Here is a 21,169-nt window from a genome sequence, read left to right on the forward strand (position 1 = left end):
GCGTGTTATGTGGCGTCGGGCAGTTTATTTTTGGCTTCAATCCAGCGGCTCATGTATTCCTCAGCCCGGTATTCTGTGCGTCGCAAAATTCTGCCCCAGATGTTGCGGTTGCGGTGGGCATCCAGATTCCCGGCGATTGATTGCAAGCGCTCTATCAATGCCTTTGCGTATGGTGTGTAAGAGAAACCTGCAGACAGCGCGTGGAGGCCGGCATCGCGCACGGCCAGCCACTCGGATTGGTTCCGATAAACACGGGCAGTGATATCGGCCAGTTGAGCGGGATCCGCCGTCAGTGTGTAGCCCCAGGCATCCGGTGGAGCCATGGATTCCGCGCCGACGGGTGTGGTGATCGTCGGTGTGCCGGATAGCCAACCATCGAGAATTTTCCCTTTCTGCCCAGCGCCGAAGCGCAGTGGTGCAAGATTCAGCCGGTAGCCCGACAGAGTCGCCAGTGCATCGTCGGCGCGGCCCATAATTCGCAATCCCGATTTTGGGTCGTGGAAACGCTGCATGGCATGATCCGCGTAAGCGCCGTACACATGGCATTCAACATCGGGTAATAGCGCGCGCAGCCTTGGCCAGATAGATTCCGCGAGCCAGGCAACCGCATCGCGATTGGGGGCGTGCTTGAAGCCGCCGATCATCGCCAGGTGCTGTCGCTCGGCAAAATCGGGAGTGGTCGAGAAATCCGGAAGTTCCCGTACAAGAAATGGCAAATAGTGCAATTGCCAATCCGGCAGGCAGAAATGCTGTTTGAGCAGATCCACTTCAACCTGGGAAATCATGATGGTGAGATCGCAGCGTGCCATGGCCGCGATCTCGCGCTCGGCGCAGGGGTTAAACAGATTTATCGGTTGACCATTTTTGAGAGCCTGATGGCGCGCCTCGCGCAGGCTGTGAAAATCGCTGGTGTCCAGAACCGTAACCGCTTGCGGGCATTGCTCGCGCACCCGCCAGCCGAACTGCTCCTCCATCATAAAACGGTCGTAAATCACCAGCGATGGACTCAGCGCGCGTACCCAGGTATCAAAACTGGATTCGTTCACTGCAATCTGGTGTTCGCCGTAGCCGGTGCGCGCCTGAAACGGAGTGGGTTGGGCAGGGCTTCCAATGGCAATTTCGTAGCCCGCCTCATGCAGCAGATCGAGAATATCGAGTGTGCGCCTGCCGGCCGCCGTAGAGGCGGGTTCGGGCCACTGCTTGGCGATCAGTAGAGCGATCCTTCTACCTGTGCTGGGAGACATCGGTGGATTACTCGATGTTTTGCACCTGCTCCCGCATCTGTTCGATCAACACTTTCAATTCCACCGCGGCCTGTGTGGTATCGGTAACCACCGCCTTGGAAGAAAGGGTATTCGCCTCGCGGTTGAATTCCTGCATCAGGAAATCCAGGCGGCGTCCAATTGGCCCCCCATTTTTCAGCACGCGGCGGGTCTCGGTGATGTGGGCGTCGAGGCGGTCGAGCTCTTCGTCCACGTCGGCCTTCTGTGCCAGCAGGGTAATTTCCTGTTCGATGCGGTCCTTGTCGATTTCTTCCAGCAATTCTTCCAGGCGGCTTTTCAGTTTCTCGCGCTGACTCTGCAGTATCTGCGGTAACAGCGCACGCACGGTGGTGACCTGATCATTGATGCCGGCGAGACGGGCTTCGATAAAGCCGGCGAGTTCCGCGCCTTCGCGTTCGCGGTTATCCACGATCTGCTTCAGGGCCTGCTTGAAGCCCTCGAGAATGGCGCCGGCCTGCTCTTCCGCGTCGGTTTCCGGCTCTGCGATCACGCCCGGCCACTTGAGTACTTCGAGGGGGTTCAGTGGCTGATTGTCCGGTGCGACCTGAGCGGCGGCTTTGACCAGTTCTTCTACCAGTGCCTGGTTTACCTTGATCCCCGTAATCTCGCCGCTATTGGCTTTAAGGTTCAGGTTCATTTCCACTTTGCCGCGGTTGAGGGTTTTGCGCAGCAGCTCGCGCAGTTTTGGCTCCAGTGCGCGGGCGGCTTCCGGCAGGCGGAAGTGGGGCTCCAGGTAGCGATGATTGACGGAGCGCATCTCCCACACGGCGGTACCGGTGGAATAGTTGACTTCCGCGCGCCCGAAGGCGGTCATGCTGCGCACTTTGTTGTTGGCCATAATATTGCCGTACTCCGGAAATACATTGAGATCAGAGGTGAAAAACAGCGGCAAAGCATAGCACAGGGTGATTGTGTGCTTAGATGGCTATAATGCCGGGCTTCAAAAGTTAACCACGACCTTTCGTTAAATTTCGCAAAAATCAGAGGTGCAATATGCAGCGACCCAGCGGCCGCAAACCGGAACAACTGCGCGATGTGCGCATTACCCGCAACTATACCCGTCACGCGGAGGGCTCGGTGCTGGTGGAGTTCGGTGACACCAAGGTGCTGTGCAATGCTTCGGTGGCGGCGGAGGTGCCGCGCTTCCTGCGCGGCCAGGGAAGCGGCTGGATTACCGCGGAATATGGCATGCTGCCCCGCTCAACAGGTTCCCGCATGGGGCGTGAGGCGGCGCGTGGCAAACAGGGTGGCCGCACGGTGGAGATTCAGCGCCTGATCGGCCGTTCTCTGCGTGCGGCAGTAGATCTGAAAGCCCTGGGTGAGCACCAGATTACCCTGGATTGCGATGTGCTACAGGCCGACGGCGGCACCCGCACCGCCTCGATTACCGGTGCGTGCGTGGCGCTCGTAGATGCCATCCGCTATATGCAGCGGGAAAAAATGATCGCCACCGATCCGCTGAAAAATATGGTCGCGGCAATTTCGGTGGGTATTTATGACGGGGCAGCGGTTCTCGACCTGGATTACCCGGAAGATTCCAATGCCGATACGGATATGAACCTGGTGATGGCAGAGGACGGCGGCATGATAGAGGTGCAGGGCACCGCGGAAGGCGCACCTTTCACCGAGCATCAGTTCGCGGAAATGTTGGCTTTGGGCAAGGCGGGCATTAAAGAGCTGGTGGAACTGCAGAAGAAGGCCCTGGCGGAATAGGCGCGCGGCCTGTACTTGCGATCGCCATAAAAAGGGCCCGATGGATTTCCAGCGGGCCCTTTTTGCATCTTGGTATCACGTAGCGGAAAACTACACTTCCAGGTCGTAATCCATGATCAGTGGCAGATGGCTGGAGAAGTTGACGTTTTTATTGATCGCGCCGTACTCGATCTTGTTCTTCAGGGTCTGCGAGACAATCTGCATATCGGTACGCCAGCCATCCCCTTTCCCGGGCTCGCCACTGGGCCACCAGGTAAATTCGTCCGCGTCTTTCACCACCCGGCGGAAAGCATCGATATAACCGATGTCATTGAACAGCTGGTCAAGCCAGCGCTGCTCGTGGCGCATGAACCCTGGTGTGTCCTGATGGTCCTGCCAGTTCTGCACATCCGCGCGACGGTGTGCCATGCCCCAGTTTCCACAGAAAATAAAATCCCGACGCTTGCGGCTGATTTTGGCCAGATGGGCCTGCATATCGTCGAAGAACTGGACTTTGACTTCCAGCGACGCTTCATCTTTGGCGACCGGCGCCAGCAGTGAGCCAACGCTCAGGCGCTCAAAATCGGCCTGCAGGTAGCGGCCGTACATGTCTACGCCGTTGGCGAACCCCATACCGTAAATCAGCGCTTTCGGCTGGGCACGGGTATAGATGGCTACGCCGTTTTCATGGGGAGTGCCGGAATCAAAGAAATAGCTGTAGTAACCGTCCGGATGGAAGATAGGGTGATCCAGTTCCGGTTCCAGTGAGCGCAGATCCTGGAGACAGATGATGTCTGCGTCCTGTTCTGCCAGCCAGTCATAGAGTCCGCGCTGTGCAGCCTGGTGCACACCATCAACGGACAAACTCACTATTCGCATTATTAGCCCCTTACCAGCGGACTGTGTAAAATTGCAGTCGTTATTCGTCTGAACATTTTTCGATTGCCGCTCCCCTTTCCGTGGGGACCTTCCTTCACCTTAGCCAATAGTTATCAAATTGCCATGCAGCAGTACCAGCGCGACTTTATACAACTGGCCCTGGAGCACGATGTGCTCTGTTTCGGGGATTTTACGCTGAAATCCGGGCGCCAGAGCCCCTATTTCTTTAATGCCGGCCGTTTCCACAGCGGTGCGGCGCTCGCCGCACTGGGCAATGCCTACGCGGAGGCGATTCTTGCCTCTGGAGTGGAATTTGATGTCATATTCGGGCCGGCCTATAAAGGCATCCCGCTGGGAGCGGTGACCGCGGTGGCATTGGCGCAGAAAGGGGTTGATAAACCCTTCTGTTACAACAGGAAAGAGGCCAAGGACCACGGCGAGGGCGGAACCTTAGTGGGTGCGCCGCTTAAAGGCAAGGTTTTGATCATCGATGATGTGATTACCGCGGGTACGGCCGTGCGCGAAGTGATGCAGATCATACAGGCTGAAGGCGCACAGCCCGCTGGTGTGGTCATTGGCCTGAACCGCCAGGAGAAGGCCAACGACGATACGGACCTGTCCGCGATCCAGCTGGTTGAACAGGAATACAGTATTCCTGTGATCGGGATTGTGGAACTGGACGATATTATTTCTTATCTTAAGTCGGAAGCTGCCAGTGACGCGCTGTTGCAGCGAATTATCGGTTATCGCCAGCAATATGGCGTTTCCGCTGAGGGTTAGGCGGGCAGAAGCACGCAATTGACCCAATCGGGCTAACTACACGGTGTCTGGCCTGGGGTACTCTGTTGAAATCACGTTGATATAGGTGTTCAGGAGAGATTGACCCGGATAACGACCATTGGCCGGCGTTGGCGGGAAGCACAGGGCGGTGCCGCGGACCGACAATTGGCGCTTAATAGACAATATACAATGAGGCAGGTGTGAAAACCGCACTCGCGCTGGCATTGACCGGTGCCCTTCTGACACTGGATGTCGGAGCTGCAGACTCGGGGTGGGATGGCAAGAAGCTATACCGCTATACCAACGAACACGGCGTCCAGGTGCTGGACGACGTTGTGCCTCCACGTTATGTGGCCGGCGGTTACGAGGTGCTGACGATTTCGGGGCGTGTTCTGGAGGTGGTGGCGCCGGAGCTAACTGGCGAGGAACTGGAAGAAAAGCAGCGCCGCGAAGCCCAGATGGAAGCGGACCTGCAGCTGCTCAAACGCTACAACAGCGTTGCCGACATCGAATCCGCGCGCAAGCGCAAGCTGGCGATCGTTCAGCAGGATATGGCAATCCTGCGCTCCAATATGGCCTCTCTTAACCGTCAGATCGAAAGCGAAGAGTCTGCGGCCGCTCGCACCCAGCGCAACGGCGGCACGGTATCCGCCGAGCTGCTGGCGCGTATTGAGAATCTGAACAAGGAGGTGGCAGTGGTGGCGCAGCGCCTGTCACTGCGTGAGAAGGAAGCGGTGGCCATCAATAGAGAATTTGATGCGGCGGCCAGCCGTTATCAGGAAATCGCCGGCAACTAACCTCGTTGGCAGCTGCCAGCGCCACCGCTTCCGATCCGTACATCTACTCGGCTTATCCCTGCGCTGTCAGCGCACTTTCCCGGAAAAACCCGGCAACCAGAACCGGCCACTGCTCTGTCCAGTGTTCGGTGGGTTTGCGTTTAAAACCGCTGCGAACGTATTGGACAATGCGCCCTTCTGCACTGGCCAGCAATAGATTGGCGGCTGCGGTCAGGGGGATGGCGGGACGCAGCTGTTCGCGCAGTTCCGCTTCACGCAGGATTTGTTTGAGTTGGGTTTCGAGACGGTCAAACAATTGCAGGATGCGGCCGTGCAGGCGCTCGGTTTCACCGGTCAGGGCGTCACCGGTAAGCAGGCGGGTAATACCCGGATTGCGCTCACAGAAGGCCAGCAGCAGGTGCAGGATTTTCTGGCAGCGGGCCAGCGCGCTGGGCTCGTCCTGCATGATCAGTTTGATACGGCTGAAGATGGTCTCTTCGATAAACTCGATGAGGCCTTCGAACATTTTGGATTTACTGGGAAAGTGGCGGTACAGTGCCGCCTCAGAGAACCCCACCTCTTTGGCCAGTGCCGCGGTGGTGATGCGGGCGCCGGGGCTGGCTTCCAGCATGTGGGCCAGGGCCTGCAGAATCTGCTGGCGCCGATTGATTTTTTCGCTGCTCATGAACTGCCTTTGCCCGGAGTATTCAGCCGGGATCTGATTTTGTTGTTGTGCCGGTCCTGTTCTCATTACCTGGCCTGGCGGCGTCGGGGTGTCAGAAGCCCGCGGTTTTAATAAATAGCTTAACGCGCCAAAAGCCGGTGAACCTGCGCCAGAATCGTAACGATTCGGCGCCACCGCATCAATTGTTAGTGATCGTTAACACCGGTTATGTGACCGCTGTCACGTACCCTGTTGGTTAATCCTCGTGCAAACTCGCGTTGGTGATCAGGGTGCCGACACCGGTATCAGTGAAAATTTCCAGTAGTACAGCATGGGGTACACGACCGTCGATAATATGCGCGGAAGTCACCCCGGCTTTCACCGCGTCCAGTGCGCAGGAGATTTTGGGCAGCATGCCTCCGTAAATTGTGCCGTCGGCGATCAGGCCGTCGACTTCCAGGGTGGAAAGACCGGTGAGCACCTCTCCTTGCTTGTTCTGAAGCCCCGCTACATTGGTGAGCAGCATCAGCTTTTCTGCCTTGAGGTATTCGGCAATCTTGCCCGCCACCAGGTCCGCGTTGATGTTGTAGGACTCTCCGCCTTTGCCCACGCCAATGGGGGCGATTACCGGGATAAAGTCGCTGTTGATGAGCATGTCGATAACGCCGGTATCGACACTTTCCACTTCACCCACATGACCGATGTCGATGATTTCCGATGCGTGGAGTCCTGCGGTCTCTTCCTGGCGGCGAAGCTTTTTCGCGCGAATCAGCAAGCCATCCTTGCCGGTTACACCGACAGCGCGGCCGCCGTTTTTATTGATCAGGTTGACGATCTGCTTGTTCACGGTACCGCCCAGCACCATTTCCACCACATCCATGGTTTCGCTGTCGGTAACACGCATACCATCGACAAAACGGGATTCAATGCTCAGCTTGTCTAGCAGGTCGCCGATCTGCGGGCCACCGCCGTGGACCACTACCGGGTTCATACCCACCAGTTTCATCAGGATCACATCGCGGGCGAAGCTGTTCTGTAGTTCCTCGTCCACCATGGCGTTACCGCCAAATTTGACCACCACGGTCTTGCCAATAAACCGCTGGATATATGGCAGCGCTTCGTTGAGAACCTGTGCAACGCGCAGGGCGGATTTCTGATCCAGGGACATAGCGTTTTCCTTACTGCTTCAATAGGTCAGCCGGCTGGTAGCACCAGGGCTGAGTCGATTTTCTGAAGTTGGCTGGCAACCTGCTCGCGAATCCGTGCGAGGGCCGCCTCGTTGTCGGCCTCAAAGCGGAGGGTGAGTGCGGCTGTGGTGTTGGACGCGCGCACCAGGCCCCAGCCATCGGCGAATTCAATGCGCAGGCCGTCGATGGTATTGAGGTCTGCGCCGTCGAACTTGCCTTCGCTACGCAGGCGCTCGATCAACGCGAACTTGTCACGCTCGGAAACCGGCAGGAGGATTTCCGGTGTGTTCACCATCTGGGGTAATGAATCGAGCAACTCGTCGAGGCTTTGTTCTCGCAGGGCCATGATTTCCAGAATTCGCGCGGCGGCATAGATGCCGTCGTCGAAGCCATACCAACGATCCTTGATAAATATATGGCCGGACAGTTCGCCACCCAGCAATGCGCCGGTTTCGAGCATCTTGGTTTTCATTGGCGCGTGTCCGGTTTTCCACATGATCGGGCGGCCACCATACTGGGTAACAAGATCCGCGAGCGCCCGTGAACTTTTCACGTCGAACACGATATCGGAGCCCGGGTTGCGCGCGAGAATATCCCGCGCGAGCAGCATCACCAGCTGGTCTGCCCAAACGATGCGGCCACTGCTGGTCACCAGCGTTACGCGGTCGCCATCTCCATCCAGAGCTATACCCAGGTCGGCACTCCCATCTTTCACTGCGGCAGTCAGATCGCGCAGGTTTTCCGGCCGCGATGGGTCTGGGGCATGATTGGGGAAATTGCCGTCGACTTCGCAGTAAAGGGGCTCTACCGCACAGCCAAGTTGTTCAAACAGCTCCGGTGCCAATCTGGAGGCGGCACCATTACCCGCATCGATCACGATATTGGGCTGGCCTGCCAGCGCCACATCGTTGAAGATCTCGTCGATATACGCTGTGCTGATGTCCTGAGCGCTGTGGCTGCCCTTGCCACTGGAAACCTGGATGCTTTGCATCATGCTGTGCAGGTCGCGCAGTTTGTCGTCTGCCAGTGGACGGCCGTCCATCACGATTTTGAAGCCGTTGTATTCGGCCGGGTTGTGGCTCGCGGTAACCATCACACCGCTGTTGGCATTCTTGCCTTTGGCGCAGGCGAAGTAGAGTACCGGCGAGGGTACCAGGCCCAGATCGACCGCATTGCAGCCGCTCTCCAGGATTCCTTCAACCAGGCAATCCCGCAGCAACTCGCTGCTATTGCGTCCGTCACGCCCTACCAGTAGTAGTTTTTGTCCTGCCTGCAGTGCGATGGTGCCGAGCGCCCGGCCAAGCTGGTAAGCGAAAGGCTCGTTGATTTCTTCACCGGCAATACCACGGATGTCATAGGCGCGGAAAACGTGTGCCGGGATTTCAGTACTTGGGGTGCGCATCAGGTCGCCGGGTGAAGGCTTTTCAACCTGCGGAGCGGCGGGGGCGGGAGACGGCGCCGCGGCTACTAGGGTACTGGTGGATTCTTGCGGTTGCGGTGGATTATCCAGATCTTCTTTACGCAATCCTTTTTTCGCCCCGCTGCCACTGCGGCGGCCACCTTTTTCCCAGGGTGCGGCACCTCCATCGGCCGGTAGCAGTTTCCACAGGACGAACAGACTGGCGAGCAGACCAATGGCTGCGGCGCAATAAACCCATAACGCGGGAATACTGTGGTTGGCGGCGAAGGTCGGTGCGGGAGTAAAAGAAATCTTCAGGTAACTGCCGGAAACCGATGCGGATGCGGTTTCACCGCCCATCGAGTGGCTGGCAGTGTTCCACAGCGGGCGAGCTGGCCCATCGGGAAACTGCTGCGCAATCTGAATGTTTCCGGCTGCTGCGTCCAGCTTTGTCAGCTCGCGCTCGAATACCCCAAAAGGTTGTGTCACCAGTAGCGCTCCACCGGCTTCGGGTCGTGCGCTGTATAGTTGCCACTGGTTGTCGTCGTTGCGCAGAAACTCCGGCTTTTGATGACCTTCCTCGAGACTCCGTTTAAGCAGGTCCACCAGGGCGAAATTGAGTGGGGGCTTGCCCGCGCCTACGCGCAGTTCTTCCGCGGTAAAGTATTGCACCGACGCCTGAGTGACGGCGCTGGTACCGACGCGGATGGCCGACACCTGCTGTGGTTTGAGGCTGCCCAGTTGCTGCTGCCGTTGATCGAAGAATGCCTGCAGTTGCCGGGCATACTCATTGGCCTTTTGCTGTGCCGCTTCCTGCACACTTTCACTATTGTGCTGACTGATCACATTTGACATCAGCAGATGCGCCCCACCCAGCCAAAATGCGGCCGCCAGCAGTGCGGGCAGAGTCAGGCCGCTGTGCCACAGCGGCTTGTTTCGAGTTTGTGTTTGTACGGCCACGACTTAACAGTCTCCCCAGACCTTTGTTCAGTTAATGTGGGCTCTGAATCTTATGTGCTGTTGTGAGTTTTGAATTTTTTGTTTGCAGCAACCTAATTGCCGGAAAACGCCTTGTTGGCGATGCGAGCGATCAGCTCAGCGGCCAGTTCGGTTTTCAATGCGGCCGGTAATGTCTGTTCGCCGCTGTGATCAATGACGGTGACCTGGTTGTGGTCGCTGTTAAAGCCGCCTTCGGGGGCACTGACATCGTTGGCTACGATCATGTCGAGATTTTTGCGTGCGAGTTTGAGTTTCGCATGCTCAATGACGTTTTCGGTTTCCGCAGCAAACCCCACCACAAATGGGCGCCTGTCTCTGCGGCCCGCAATGGTGGCAACAATGTCCGGATTTTTCACCAGGCTAAGCACGTCACTGTCGTTACCGTCTTCTTTCTTGATTTTCTGGTCCGCGACGACCGCGGGGCGGAAGTCCACCACTGCAGCGGCGGCAATAAACAGGTCGCAATCATCCGCGGCCTGTTCGGCGGCAGCGAGCATATCGCTGGTGCTCACCACGTCCACCCGTGTTACATCGGCCGGCGTCTCCAGGCGTACCGGGCCGGCGATCAGTGTCACCTCAGCACCCGCACGCGCCGCCGCAGCGGCGATGGCAAAACCCATCTTGCCGGAACTGTGGTTGCTCAAATAACGTACCGGGTCCAGGGCTTCGCGGGTGGGGCCGGCGGTGATGGCGACCTTTTTGCCGGCGAGTATTTGCGCTGGCCTTAGGAAATCAATCAGCCCATCGACAATCGCCAGTGGCTCCAGCATGCGTCCAGGGCCTACATCGCCACAGGCCTGGCTGCCCGCGTCCGGTCCCAACAGGGTTATGTCCCGGCTACGCAGTGTCTGTGCATTGGCCTGAGTGGCCTTGTTGCGCCACATGGCCTGATTCATCGCCGGCGCCAGTAGCACCGGCGCTTCGGTGGCCAGGCACAGGGTGGTGAGCAGATCGTCGGCCATGCCGCCGGCGAGCCTGGCCATCACGCTGGCGCTGGCGGGGGCGATGAGAATTACGTCCGCCCACTTTGCCAGTTCGATATGCCCCATGGCCGCTTCAGCACTCGGGTCCAGCAGATCGGTGTGCACCGGGTTTCCGGAGAGAGCCTGGAAAGTCAGCGGACGTACGAACTCCCGGGCACCGGCTGTCATGACGACATGCACATCGGCGCCCTGATCCTGGAGCCTGCGTACCAGGTCGGCGCTTTTGTAGGCGGCAATGCCGCCAGAGACGCCAAGCAGGATCCGTTTGTCGGCCAGTGTGGGCATATTCTGTATTTCCGAAATGCTGGGAACGCGTAAGATTACCATCTTAGCGCCGGGGGCAATATGGGCCACCGGCAGTCATTGCGGGCTCGCAGGGGATGTGAGCGATTACTGTGACCGATTGGTTTTGCCCAGGGAGGGGATATGGCGATTACGGATTGGCCAGCGGAGGAGCGGCCGCGGGAGAAGTTGCTGGCCAAAGGCGCGGCGGCACTGTCGGATGCGGAGCTGCTGGCGATCTTTCTGCGCACAGGGCTGCCGGGGATTTCGGCAGTGGATCTGGCGCGGCAGTTGCTCGCGGATTTCGGGGGGCTTCGGCCTTTACTGGAGGCGGAGCGCAAGGCGTTCTGTGCGGGTAAGGGGCTGGGGGATGCGAAGTTTGTGCAGTTGCAGGCGGTATTGGAGATGGGCCGGCGGCATCTGGCGGAGGATCTGAAGCGCTCGGATGTGCTGACCAGCCCACAGGCGGTGCGTGACTATTTATCCGCACAATTGCGGCATCGGACCCGGGAGGTGTTCTGCTGTCTGTTTCTGGATAGTCAGCACCGGGTAATTGCCTATGAAGAGCTGTTTGAGGGCACCTTGAATGCCGCGAGTGTGTATCCTCGCGAGGTGGTACAGGCGGCCCTGAGTAAGGGAGCTGCCGCAGTGATCCTCGCCCACAACCACCCTTCCGGGGTGAGTGAGCCCAGTCAGGCGGACATTCATATCACCGGGCGGCTGAAGGATGCGCTGGCGCTTGTGGATATTCGGGTGCTGGATCACCTGATTGTCGGAGAGGGTGGAGGGTGTTCTTTTGCGGAGCGGGGGCTGATTTAGCTCCCTCTATATAAGGGACTTCGTAGTCACCGCCGTGGCGGCGAAGCGCCAGGTGTGGGTTTTCGAAATCGCTGTGAACCCACCCCTGTCACTCCGCCTTCCCTCCAGGGCGATGGCGCTACGTAGCCGGGGTGCGATTCCCTGAATTGTGGCGGGATTGACGCCTCCGACCCAAAGTGGCTGCTCAGGCAGCAAAAAAGCTGGTCAAAACTTGCCCCACCTAGGGTGTTCTGGTATAAAACGCCGCTCTTTGCGGCCGGGCCAGATTCTGTACAGATCCCGCGGTCCGCTGGATAACGAATTTTGCATTTGCCCCGCCGCCGAGCTGAGGGCACGAGAGTTTTTAAGAGGCTAATCAGATGTCCAAGGTATGTCAGGTAACCGGTAAGCGCCCGGTAACCGGAAACAACGTTTCTCACGCCAAAAACCGCACCAAGCGTCGCTTCGTGCCGAACCTGCAGTCCCACCGTTTCTGGGTGGAAGCAGAGAAGCGCTTCGTTAAACTGCGTGTTTCTACTAAAGGTATGCGCATTATCGATAAGAAAGGTATCGATACCGTACTGGCAGAGCTGCGCAAGCGCGGCGAGAAAGTTTAATTACTGCTTAACCGCAGATTGGAGACAGAACAATGCGTGACAAGATTCGCCTGAATTCCAGCGCCGGCACCGGCCACTTCTACACCACTGACAAGAACAAGCGCAACATGCCTGAGAAAATGGAGATCAAAAAATACGATCCCGTTGCTCGCAAGCACGTTATGTACAAGGAAGGCAAAATCAAGTAATTGATTGCCTTGCTAGTTCGCGAAAAAGCCCGGTTTTCCGGGCTTTTTTGTGTCTGTCGATCAGACGAAAGCCAGACGCGAAGGCTTCGATGCCGGTAGCCCTTTGCCAGACCTTCAAAAACAGGATGTTTTTGCAGAGCCCCCATGGATGGGTTGAGGGGGGGCGCCTAGCCCGTGTCTGGCAAAGGGCTACCGGTAGCGGAGCCGCCACCAAGTCAAATACGTGGCTACCCGGAACCCAAACAATGCCTGAGTTACCAGAAGTAGAAACCACCAAACGCGGCCTGGCCCCTCATCTTGAGGGTCGAACGGTAAAACTGTGTGAGATCCGCCAGCACAGCCTGCGCTGGCCGGTGGATGCGGACTTTGCCGAGAAGATTCAGGGTGCCCGGATCAAGCGGCTGGACCGCCGCGCAAAATATCTGTTGGTGGAAACCGATAAAGGCCTCGCCATCTGGCACCTGGGTATGTCTGGCAGCCTGCGAATCGTCGACGGCAAACTGTCGCCGGAAAAACACGACCATATCGACTGGTTGCTCGACAGCGGTCAGCGCCTGCGCTTCCATGACCCCCGTCGCTTCGGCGCCCTGCTGTGGACAACCGAAGATATCGCCGACCACGAGCTCATCGCCCATCTGGGCCCCGAGCCGCTCAGCGATGAGTTTCACAGAGATTACCTGTTTAGCGCCTCCCGCAACCGCAAAGCCCCGGTGAAGACCTTCATCATGGATGGTCGTATCGTCGTCGGTGTCGGCAACATCTACGCGTCGGAAGCCCTGTTTATGGCCGGCATCCGCCCGCAGACCCCCGCTGGCAAAATCACTCGCCCCCGCTACGCGCGGTTAGTGGAGGCCATCAAAACTGTCCTCGCTGCTGCCATCGAGCAGGGTGGCACCACCCTAAAAGACTTCGTCGGTGGCGACGGCAAGCCCGGCTACTTCGCCCAGCAACTCAATGCCTACGGCCGTGCCGGCCAGCCCTGCCCTCGCTGCCCCGGTACCATTCGTGAGCAGATCATCGGGCAACGAAACACCTTCTTCTGCCCCCGCTGCCAGCGCTGATTGGGAATCCATTTGCACCCACCCTAAATTTGAGTCCTATATTCTCATCGGACGCATTTCCATGATTATGATGTTGCCCTTACTCACGGCACTCATCTCCGCCTGGTTCGCCTGGCGTGGGCACCGTTGTACCGCCATGGTCTGGTGGGGGATTACCGCGGTCATCTATATGGCCTGGTGCTTCTACCATATGACGTCGAGCCTGAACATTTCCCTGTAACGCCACCGGAGACCTGCGCCGTGATTCACCAATTGCTTGGTCTGCGCCGCTGGACCGACTGTCTGAACGCTCTCGCCCTGCTCGGAATTAGCGGGGTGCTCTGGTTCGCCTTTGCCTGGCAGATTGTGCTGCACGAACTGCCCTGCCCACTGTGCCTGCTGCAGCGGGTTGCCTTTGCCATGGCCGGGCTCGGTCTGATGCTGAACGTCTGTTTTGGCAGTCGTCCGGCGCACTACGGCATTGCGATTTTGTCGGCACTGGCTGGCATGGTGTCGTCCGCGCGCCAGGTACTGCTGCACATCGCGCCGGGTGATCCGGGTTTTGGTTCACCATTTCTCGGGCTGCATTTCTACACCTGGGCGCTGCTGGCTTTTTTTGCTCTGGGGCTGTTTCTCGCTGGGCTGTTATTGCTTGATCAGATGAAGTTGAAGGAAGCGGCGGATGTACCGCGCACGCCGGGATGGCTGGGGAAGCTGGCCGTATACAGCTTTTTCGCCATTTTGCTGGTGACCTTCCTCTCCACTCTGCTGGAGTGTGGCTTTGGTCCCTGCCCGGATGATCCCACGGACTATCTGTGGTTGCCGGGCAGGTCTTAGATGTGCGATTAAACCGACGAAGTGAATTTGAGGCCGGCAATACCGGCTACAATCAGGCCGATACACAGTAGCCGCGGCAAGGCTGTGGATTCCGCAAACAGGGCAATGCCGAGAATCGCAGTACCTACCGCACCAATGCCGGTCCATACGGCGTAGCCGGTGCCAACGGGAATCGTCTTTAATGCCTGTGCGAGGAAATAGAAACTCGCGATCATGGCGATAATTGTGAGCACACTGGGCAACGGTTTGCTGAAGCCCTGGGTGTACTTGAGGCCGATGGCCCAGCCCACTTCCAGTACTCCGGCGATCAGTAACAGTAACCAGGGATTGGCCATGTGAATTTACCTCTGTTAAAACCGGTTGTGTTGCAAACTTTTTCGCAATTGATTAGCGCCCGACCGCGCTGCCTTCGCGGCGTGTGTCTGCACCGCCATGCAGTTTTCCATCTTTCAGCGCGATAGCGTGAATACCGCTGTTCAATTCCTTGCGTACAACCTTGTGCCCCATGGCCTCGAGCTTTGTCAGCTCGGTGTCCGATAGGGTTTCCGGCTCTACTTCAACCCGGTAACCGATCGCGCCAATATTGCCCGCGTCGATGGCCTCAGCAATTGGCATACCTTTCGCCAGGTGATAGAGAATGGTGCGGGCAGTGTAATCAATAATACGCGAACCGCCGGGGGAACCGGCGATCAGGCGCAGGCTGCCGTCTTTGTTGAATACGATGGTGGGCGACATGGAGGAGCGCGGGCGCTTACCCGGCTGTACGCGATTCGCCACCAGTTCTTTTTCCGCAGTGCGCGGAACAAAGGAGAAGTCGGTGAGCTGATTATTCAGCAGAAACCCTTTCACCAGTAGGCGCGAACCGAATCCGGTTTCAATACTGGTGGTCATGCTCACCGCATTGCCGTAACGGTCAACGATGGACAGGTGACTGGTGTTGGGCATTTCCGGGGATTTGGCTTCAATGCGTTTGCCGGCCAACGCACCTGGCGCGCCGGAACTAGCGGGCATGGCTTTTTCCAGATTGATCAGCTTCGCCCGTTGCGCCAGGTAGTGTGGTGCAACCAGTTCATCGGTGGGCACTTTCACAAAGTCGCTGTCTGCAGAGTAGGTATTGCGATCGGCAAAGGCCAGCTCAGAGGCTTCCACAAACAGGTGGGTCAGTTCCGCACTGCCGACGTCCAGCTTCTCCATGGGAATATGCTGCATCATGCCGAGGATTGCTCCCACGGTGGTGCCGCCGGACGACGGCGCCGCGGCGCCGCACACTGCATATTCGAAAAATTCGCTGCACACCGGCTTGCGCACCCTGGCCTTATAGTCGGCCATGTCCTGCAGGGTCATCACTCCGGGGTTGATGGGGTCATTACGCACCGCATCGACAATGGCTTCGGCAAGCTCTCCCTCGTAAAAAGGTTTGGAACCCTTGGCGGCCAGCAATTTCAGGGTGGCGGCGTACTCGGGGTTTTTCAGGATATGGCCTACCGGAAGCGGCTTGCCGCCCTCGCCGAACAGGTATTGGCGGATCGCTGGACGCGCAGCCACCCGGGGTAGCCGGTCCGCCAGTTGATAGAGGCGTGGGGAGATAGCAAAGCCGTTTTCCGCGAGCGCGATTGCCGGCTGGAACAGCTGTTTCCACGGTAGCTTACCGTCTCGTTTATGGGCCAGCTCCAACATGCGCATGACGCCCGGTACCCCTACCGAATAACCGCCGATGACGGCGTCGAGAAAACCGCGGGGTTTGCCGTCGCGGATAAAGTAGTTTTCATCCACCGCCATGGGTGCGGTTTCTCGGCCGTCGTAGGAGAACAGCTTCTTGTCATCGGCGCGGTAACTCAGCATAAAGGCGCCGCCGCCGATCCCGGAGGACTGGGGTTCCACCAGCCCGAGTACCAGTTGCGCGGCAATGGCGGCATCCACCGCGGTGCCGCCGTTGGCGAGTATCTGCGCCGCGGCGTCGGAGGCATGGGGGTTGGCGGTGACCGCCATATAGGTGTCCGCCGTGGCGGATTTGATTTCCATGCGTCCAGTGGCGATTTCCGGCTGGACTTCCGTGGACGCCTGCATTGCGGGCGCAGCCAGGCAGGCCGAGGTGATCAGCAATCCGGACAGGGTGGTGGAACAGGCGAGAGAGACGAAGCGTTTCACTGGGCGATCCAAAGTGACTGGAATCGCCCGAGTGTATCAGAATGGTGGCGCCGGGCCTTAGCGGCTGTATTTTTCCTGCAGGGCTTTCTGCACGCCGGGGGGGACGAACTTGGTGACATCGCCGCCGAGGGACGCGATTTCGCGCACCAGAGAGGAAGAAATATAGGAAAGGTGCTCCGCCGGTGTCAGGAACAGGCTTTCCATCTGTGGTGCCAGCTGGCGGTTCATATTGGCGAGCTGGAATTCGTACTCAAAGTCGGATACCGCGCGCAGGCCGCGCACGACGCCGTGGGCGTCCAGCTGGCGCACCAGATCCGCGAGCAGGATATCGAAGCCGATCACCTCGATATTATCCAGGTGGGCCAGCTCCTGCTGGGCCAGCTCTACCCGTTCTTCCATGGTAAACAGAGGGTTCTTGCGGGTGCTGGCGGCAACGGCGACCACCACGTGATCGAACAGGCGGCAGGCCCGCTCCACAAGGTCCATATGACCGTTGGTGATGGGGTCAAAAGTACCTGGGTAAACCACTTTTTTCATAAGCCAATTCGCCTTGCCGGCCAGAAGGGACGCGCATCTTAAACAATTTAGCCCCCACCCTCAAAAAGTCCGGGGAAAATCTGCCAAACCCGGGTGAATGTTCGGGATTCACACCCGAAATAGCCGCATACAAACCTGCCCTGCCTGCTTTTCCTTTTCCAGTTGCCAGCTTGCCGGTGCGGAAACATGGGTATCCCGGGGGGACTCTACGTAGATCAGTGTGCCTTCGCCGATACAGCCGGCCTCCACCAGGCCTGAAAAAGTGGATGTCCACAGGTCGTTGGCAAAGGGAGGGTCGACAAAGACCACGTCAAATGCTGTGTTGGACTGACTCAGATACACTTGGGCGGGGCAGTTGTGCACCTGTGCACCTTCCGCTTCCAGCAGATCGAGCTGCTGTCGCAGTATCTGCGCGGCCCCCCTGTCCAGCTCCACAAAATCGAGCCGTGCGGCGCCGCGGCTCAGGGCCTCCAGGCCCAGCGCGCCGGAGCCCGCAAACAGGTCCAGGCAGCGGGCCCCTGGCAGGTGAAACTGCAGCCAGTTGAACAGTGTCTCGCGCAGGCGGTCGCCGGTGGGGCGCAGTCCTTCAATGGGGGCAAAGGTCACTTTGCGCCCGCGCCAGCGGCCGCCGATGATACGCAACTGCGATGCTGCCGACGGGCGAGCACTGTCGTTAGGTCGGGGGCGGCGGTTTCTGGGCATTGGCGGTCCGGAAAAATCGTTACAGCGGCAAATAGGGACGGGCTACTGTGTGCGAAACAGTCAGCGGTGCTAAGATTAGCGCCTTTCCAGGGCCGGCTGCCAGCCGGTATTTGCCAGTCACCCTTTTCCTTCGAAGAATCCACACCCGATGATTTTTGATTTTCTGCGCAAGAAGAAGCCCGAGGACCAGCCCGCTGAGGAGGCTGCCTCCTCGACAGAGGTTCAGAACCCGCTGTTCGATGAAGCGGATGAGTTTGAGATTCCGGAGAACCTGAAGGCCGAGCCCGCGGAACAAGCGAGAGCTGAAGAGGCGCGCGAGGAAGTGGGGCAGGAGACGGGTGATGACGCGGTAGCAGAGACGCTCTCGGCAGAAGAAGCACCGGAATCCGGATTTGATCCGCTGGCGGAGGTGGAAGTTACTCCTGCGCCGGAGGCACCGGTTGCTGCCACGCCGGAAGCGCCAGCCGCAGTGGCTCCAGTTCCCGCGAAAGAGCAGGAAAAACCCAAAAAAGAGGGCTTTTTCGCCCGCATCCGCCGCGGCCTGTCCCGCACCAGCAGCCAGTTTGCCGAGGGCATGGGCAATCTGTTCCTGGGCGCCAAGGAGATCGATGAAGATCTGATGGAGGAACTGGAGACCCAGCTGCTGATGGCGGATGTGGGTGTAGATGCCACCACCGAGATCATTGATCGCCTGACCGAGCGAGTTTCCCGCCGTGAGCTGTCCAATGGCGAGGCGCTGTACAAGGCGCTGCAGGAAGAACTGGCGGGGCTCTTGGACAAGGTGGAGGCGCCGCTGGCCATCGATCAGGCAAAGAAGCCGTTTGTGATCCTGGTGGTGGGTGTGAACGGTGTGGGCAAGACGACGACGATCGGCAAGCTGGCGCACCGCTTCCTGAATGAGGGCAAGTCGGTGATGCTGGCGGCCGGTGATACTTTCCGCGCAGCTGCGGTGGAGCAGCTGCAGGTATGGGGTCAGCGCCACAATGTGCCGGTGGTGGCCCAGCATACGGGTGCCGATAGCGCCTCTGTCATCTTTGATGCGATACAGTCTGCGCAGTCCCGGGGTGTGGATGTGGTGATTGCGGATACTGCGGGTCGCCTGCACAACAAGTCCAATCTGATGGAGGAGTTGTCGAAGGTGCGCCGGGTGATGGGCAAGCTGGACGGTTCGGCGCCCCACGAGGTGTTGCTGGTGCTGGATGCGGGGACCGGGCAGAACGCGCTGTCCCAGGCGGAGACCTTCAAGGATTCTGCGGGGGTTTCCGGTCTGGTGCTGACTAAGCTTGATGGTACGGCCAAGGGCGGGGTGATTTTCGCGCTGGCGCAGAAGCTGGGGATTCCGGTACGCTTTATTGGCGTCGGGGAGCAGGCAGAGGACTTGCAGCCGTTTGTGGCCAAGGACTTTGTAGCGGCGCTGTTTAATCGCGCTCAGGGGTGATTTTTTAGGGTTCGTGGCTCTTTCTCGGAGAGTTTGGTGGCGGCGCTGCTACCGGGTAAAGCTTTCTGAGACACGCCGTGAACCCATCCATGGGGGCTCTGCAAAAACATCCTGTTTTTGAAGGTCTCAGAAAGCTTTACCCGATATCAGCGCCTGCGCGCATAGCTCTGTGAATTCTGTGGCTATGTGCGACTGCTTAATCAAAAAACAACAAAAATGCGCTCATGATCCAGTTTGATAACGTCAATAAACGCTACGAATCCGGCCAGGATGCCCTGGGGCGTGTCAGCCTGGAGATCGATCGCGCGGAGATGGTGTTTCTCACCGGTCATTCAGGTGCCGGCAAAAGTACCCTGCTGAAACTTCTCACCGCCATCGAGCGCCCTACCCGCGGCAGCATCATTGTTGGCGGCCAGAACCTGAACCGGCTGCGCAACGGTCAGATTCCCTACTATCGCCGCAATCTCGGCATCGTATTCCAGAACCACCAATTGCTGTTTGATCGCAGTGTGTTTGACAACGTGGCGCTGCCCCTTTCCGTGTCTGGTTGTAGCAAGCGCGAGGTGGGCCGGCGGGTGCGGGCGGCGTTGGACAAGGTGGGGCTGCTGCACAAGGAGAAGCAGAATCCGATTGTGCTCTCCGGCGGTGAGCAGCAGCGCGTGGGGATTGCGCGGGCGGTGGTGAACAAGCCGGCGCTGCTGGTGGCGGATGAGCCGACCGGTAACCTGGACCCGCAGCTGTCGGAGGAGATCATGGGGCTGTTCCGACAGTTCAATGCGGTGGGCACGACGGTGCTGATTGCGAGCCACGATCTGGAGCTGATTGCGCGCATGCGCCAGCGGGTGCTGACCCTGCAGCAGGGCCAATTGATCTACGACGGATACCCGAGCCGTGAACCAGCGTATTAAACCTTCACCCGCAAGAACCCAACCGCAAGCCCCCGAACGCGCCCGCTCTACCGGCGCGGTAACCGCGCGCACCGGTATGGGTGACAGATTCGGCAGCTGGCTGGGTCATCACCGGGAGATGTGGCGGGAGTCCTGGGTGCGTTTTTTTGCCTCGCCCATGTCCAGCGGTATGACGGCGCTGGTGATTGCCATTGCGCTGGCGCTACCGGCGGCACTGCAGTTGGGACTTACCAACTTCCAGAAGGCGGTGGCCGGCTGGGATGGACAGCCGCAGATCTCGGTTTTTCTGCACAAGCGCGCCAAGGAGAGTGCAGTAACGTCTTTTGCCGACAATCTGCGCGGTGATCCGCTGGTAGCCGAGGTGACGTATATTTCCCCTGAGCAGGCGCTGGCGGAGTTTCAACAGTCGTCTGGTCTCGGTGATGCGTTGATTGGCATGGACAGCAATCCGCTGCCGGCGGTGTTGCTGGTGCGGCCGCGGGGTTCTGATAGCGCGTCCCTCGAATTCCTGGCGGAGCGATTGCGCGCGAGTGCGCTGACCGACTCGGTGGTGCTGGATATGGCCTGGGTACAGCGGCTGGCGAATCTGACCGAATTGGGTCGCCGCATGAGTCTGGGGCTGGCATTTCTGCTGGCGCTGGGAGTTCTGCTGGTGGTGGTGAACAGTATCCGTCTGCATATCGAGAACCGCCGGGACGAGATTCTGGTGGTGAAGCTGGTGGGGGCGACGGATGCCTTCGTGCGCCGGCCCTTCCTGTACACGGGGCTGGTGTACGGTCTTGTCGGTGGGCTGATTGCCTGGCTGCTGGTGAGCCTCGGGGTCTGGTTGCTGGCGGGGCCGGTGAGGGGGCTGGCGAACCTCTACGGCAGTGGATTCCGCCTCGGTGGACCCGGTTTCACCTACCTGGCGGGCCTGGCCGGTGGCGCGGCTCTGTTAGGTCTGACCGGCGCCTGGCTGGCGGTGGCGCGGCATATTTCGGCGATTCAGCCCCGTTGAGTCCAATTGGTGGATGCGCTGCGCTTATCCACCCT

Annotated in this window: 23 protein-coding genes; 12 read left to right on the forward strand and 11 right to left on the reverse strand. The window is 58.8% G+C overall.

The features are described from left to right. Positions 1 to 5 precede the first annotated feature (5 nt). Positions 6 to 1,244: a glycosyltransferase family 4 protein gene (locus AAFH99_RS03085; RefSeq protein WP_043319933.1), complete on the reverse strand. Its 1,239-nt coding sequence runs from the start codon at positions 1,242 to 1,244 to the stop codon at positions 6 to 8. A 7-nt stretch (positions 1,245 to 1,251) separates the two neighbouring features. Continuing rightward, positions 1,252 to 2,121, reverse strand: a complete 870-nt coding sequence (locus AAFH99_RS03090; RefSeq protein WP_043320560.1) for a YicC/YloC family endoribonuclease — start codon at positions 2,119 to 2,121, stop codon at positions 1,252 to 1,254. Positions 2,122 to 2,276: 155 nt separating this feature from the next. Here AAFH99_RS03090 and rph point away from each other — a divergent pair, with 155 nt between their 5' ends. Then, positions 2,277 to 2,996 (forward strand): ribonuclease PH, encoded by a 720-nt coding sequence (gene rph, locus AAFH99_RS03095; RefSeq protein ID WP_043319934.1) that lies wholly within the window; start codon positions 2,277 to 2,279, stop codon positions 2,994 to 2,996. Positions 2,997 to 3,086: 90 nt separating this feature from the next. Here rph and AAFH99_RS03100 read toward each other — a convergent pair whose 3' ends face one another. Then, entirely contained in the window at positions 3,087 to 3,854 is a 768-nt protein-coding gene (locus AAFH99_RS03100; protein ID WP_043319935.1) for an exodeoxyribonuclease III, read from the reverse strand. Between the two features lie 123 nt (positions 3,855 to 3,977). On the opposite strand from AAFH99_RS03100, the gene pyrE reads away from it, so the two are divergent. Further along, positions 3,978 to 4,634 (forward strand): orotate phosphoribosyltransferase, encoded by a 657-nt coding sequence (gene pyrE, locus AAFH99_RS03105; RefSeq protein WP_406828616.1) that lies wholly within the window; start codon positions 3,978 to 3,980, stop codon positions 4,632 to 4,634. 200 nt (positions 4,635 to 4,834) lie between these two features. Further along, positions 4,835 to 5,431, forward strand: a complete 597-nt coding sequence (locus AAFH99_RS03110) for a hypothetical protein (protein ID WP_406828617.1) — start codon at positions 4,835 to 4,837, stop codon at positions 5,429 to 5,431. A 52-nt stretch (positions 5,432 to 5,483) separates the two neighbouring features. Here AAFH99_RS03110 and slmA read toward each other — a convergent pair whose 3' ends face one another. The 4 genes from slmA to coaBC form a co-directional block, all read right to left on the reverse strand. Continuing rightward, a complete protein-coding gene (gene slmA / locus AAFH99_RS03115) occupies positions 5,484 to 6,095 on the reverse strand; it encodes a nucleoid occlusion factor SlmA (RefSeq protein ID WP_043319938.1) in 612 nt (203 codons plus the stop codon). A gap of 235 nt (positions 6,096 to 6,330) precedes the next feature. Further along, a complete protein-coding gene (gene argB, locus AAFH99_RS03120) occupies positions 6,331 to 7,242 on the reverse strand; it encodes an acetylglutamate kinase (protein ID WP_043319939.1) in 912 nt (303 codons plus the stop codon). A 26-nt stretch (positions 7,243 to 7,268) separates the two neighbouring features. Next, positions 7,269 to 9,620, reverse strand: a complete 2,352-nt coding sequence (locus AAFH99_RS03125; RefSeq protein ID WP_043319940.1) for a phosphomannomutase/phosphoglucomutase — start codon at positions 9,618 to 9,620, stop codon at positions 7,269 to 7,271. A gap of 92 nt (positions 9,621 to 9,712) precedes the next feature. Continuing rightward, positions 9,713 to 10,927 (reverse strand): bifunctional phosphopantothenoylcysteine decarboxylase/phosphopantothenate--cysteine ligase CoaBC, encoded by a 1,215-nt coding sequence (gene coaBC, locus AAFH99_RS03130; RefSeq protein WP_406828618.1) that lies wholly within the window; start codon positions 10,925 to 10,927, stop codon positions 9,713 to 9,715. Positions 10,928 to 11,068: 141 nt separating this feature from the next. On the opposite strand from coaBC, the gene radC reads away from it, so the two are divergent. The 6 genes from radC (at position 11,069) to AAFH99_RS03160 (ending at position 14,404) form a co-directional block, all read left to right on the forward strand. Further along, on the forward strand, positions 11,069 to 11,743 hold the full coding sequence (gene radC, locus AAFH99_RS03135) for a DNA repair protein RadC (RefSeq protein ID WP_043319941.1): 675 nt from the start codon (positions 11,069 to 11,071) through the stop codon (positions 11,741 to 11,743). Positions 11,744 to 12,102: 359 nt separating this feature from the next. Beyond that, on the forward strand, positions 12,103 to 12,339 hold the full coding sequence (gene rpmB, locus AAFH99_RS03140) for a 50S ribosomal protein L28 (RefSeq protein ID WP_010132080.1): 237 nt from the start codon (positions 12,103 to 12,105) through the stop codon (positions 12,337 to 12,339). A 32-nt stretch (positions 12,340 to 12,371) separates the two neighbouring features. Beyond that, positions 12,372 to 12,527, forward strand: coding sequence for a 50S ribosomal protein L33 (gene rpmG, locus AAFH99_RS03145; RefSeq protein WP_043319942.1), 156 nt, complete (start codon positions 12,372 to 12,374; stop codon positions 12,525 to 12,527). A 245-nt stretch (positions 12,528 to 12,772) separates the two neighbouring features. After that, positions 12,773 to 13,588, forward strand: coding sequence for a bifunctional DNA-formamidopyrimidine glycosylase/DNA-(apurinic or apyrimidinic site) lyase (mutM, locus tag AAFH99_RS03150; protein WP_043319943.1), 816 nt, complete (start codon positions 12,773 to 12,775; stop codon positions 13,586 to 13,588). Positions 13,589 to 13,649: 61 nt separating this feature from the next. Further along, on the forward strand, positions 13,650 to 13,808 hold the full coding sequence (locus AAFH99_RS03155; protein ID WP_043319944.1) for a DUF5993 family protein: 159 nt from the start codon (positions 13,650 to 13,652) through the stop codon (positions 13,806 to 13,808). Positions 13,809 to 13,828: 20 nt separating this feature from the next. Then, complete coding sequence (locus tag AAFH99_RS03160) at positions 13,829 to 14,404, forward strand: disulfide bond formation protein B (RefSeq protein ID WP_406828620.1); 576 nt, start codon at positions 13,829 to 13,831, stop codon at positions 14,402 to 14,404. Positions 14,405 to 14,412: 8 nt separating this feature from the next. On the opposite strand, the gene sugE is transcribed toward AAFH99_RS03160, so the two are convergent. The 4 genes from sugE to rsmD all read right to left on the reverse strand — a co-directional run bounded on the left by sugE (position 14,413) and on the right by rsmD (position 17,791). Beyond that, the gene (sugE, locus tag AAFH99_RS03165) at positions 14,413 to 14,739 is read right to left on the reverse strand and encodes a quaternary ammonium compound efflux SMR transporter SugE (protein ID WP_043319945.1); all 327 of its coding nucleotides are present in this window, start codon (positions 14,737 to 14,739) and stop codon (positions 14,413 to 14,415) included. A gap of 52 nt (positions 14,740 to 14,791) precedes the next feature. Next, the gene (ggt, locus tag AAFH99_RS03170; protein WP_406828621.1) at positions 14,792 to 16,552 is read right to left on the reverse strand and encodes a gamma-glutamyltransferase; all 1,761 of its coding nucleotides are present in this window, start codon (positions 16,550 to 16,552) and stop codon (positions 14,792 to 14,794) included. Between the two features lie 57 nt (positions 16,553 to 16,609). Beyond that, positions 16,610 to 17,089 (reverse strand): pantetheine-phosphate adenylyltransferase, encoded by a 480-nt coding sequence (coaD, locus tag AAFH99_RS03175; RefSeq protein ID WP_043319947.1) that lies wholly within the window; start codon positions 17,087 to 17,089, stop codon positions 16,610 to 16,612. A 108-nt stretch (positions 17,090 to 17,197) separates the two neighbouring features. After that, the gene (gene rsmD, locus AAFH99_RS03180) at positions 17,198 to 17,791 is read right to left on the reverse strand and encodes a 16S rRNA (guanine(966)-N(2))-methyltransferase RsmD (RefSeq protein WP_043319948.1); all 594 of its coding nucleotides are present in this window, start codon (positions 17,789 to 17,791) and stop codon (positions 17,198 to 17,200) included. Positions 17,792 to 17,939: 148 nt separating this feature from the next. Between rsmD and ftsY the strand changes: the two genes are divergently transcribed. The 3 genes from ftsY to ftsX all read left to right on the forward strand — a co-directional run bounded on the left by ftsY (position 17,940) and on the right by ftsX (position 21,134). Further along, complete coding sequence (gene ftsY / locus AAFH99_RS03185; RefSeq protein WP_406828622.1) at positions 17,940 to 19,229, forward strand: signal recognition particle-docking protein FtsY; 1,290 nt, start codon at positions 17,940 to 17,942, stop codon at positions 19,227 to 19,229. Positions 19,230 to 19,453: 224 nt separating this feature from the next. After that, on the forward strand, positions 19,454 to 20,137 hold the full coding sequence (ftsE, locus tag AAFH99_RS03190) for a cell division ATP-binding protein FtsE (RefSeq protein WP_043319950.1): 684 nt from the start codon (positions 19,454 to 19,456) through the stop codon (positions 20,135 to 20,137). Beyond that, on the forward strand, positions 20,121 to 21,134 hold the full coding sequence (gene ftsX, locus AAFH99_RS03195; RefSeq protein WP_051687265.1) for a permease-like cell division protein FtsX: 1,014 nt from the start codon (positions 20,121 to 20,123) through the stop codon (positions 21,132 to 21,134). Before ftsE ends, ftsX begins: the two co-directional genes overlap by 17 nt. Positions 21,135 to 21,169 lie beyond the last annotated feature (35 nt).

This window comes from Microbulbifer sp. ARAS458-1 (genome assembly GCF_045348205.1).
GTDB lineage: Bacteria > Pseudomonadota > Gammaproteobacteria > Pseudomonadales > Cellvibrionaceae > Microbulbifer.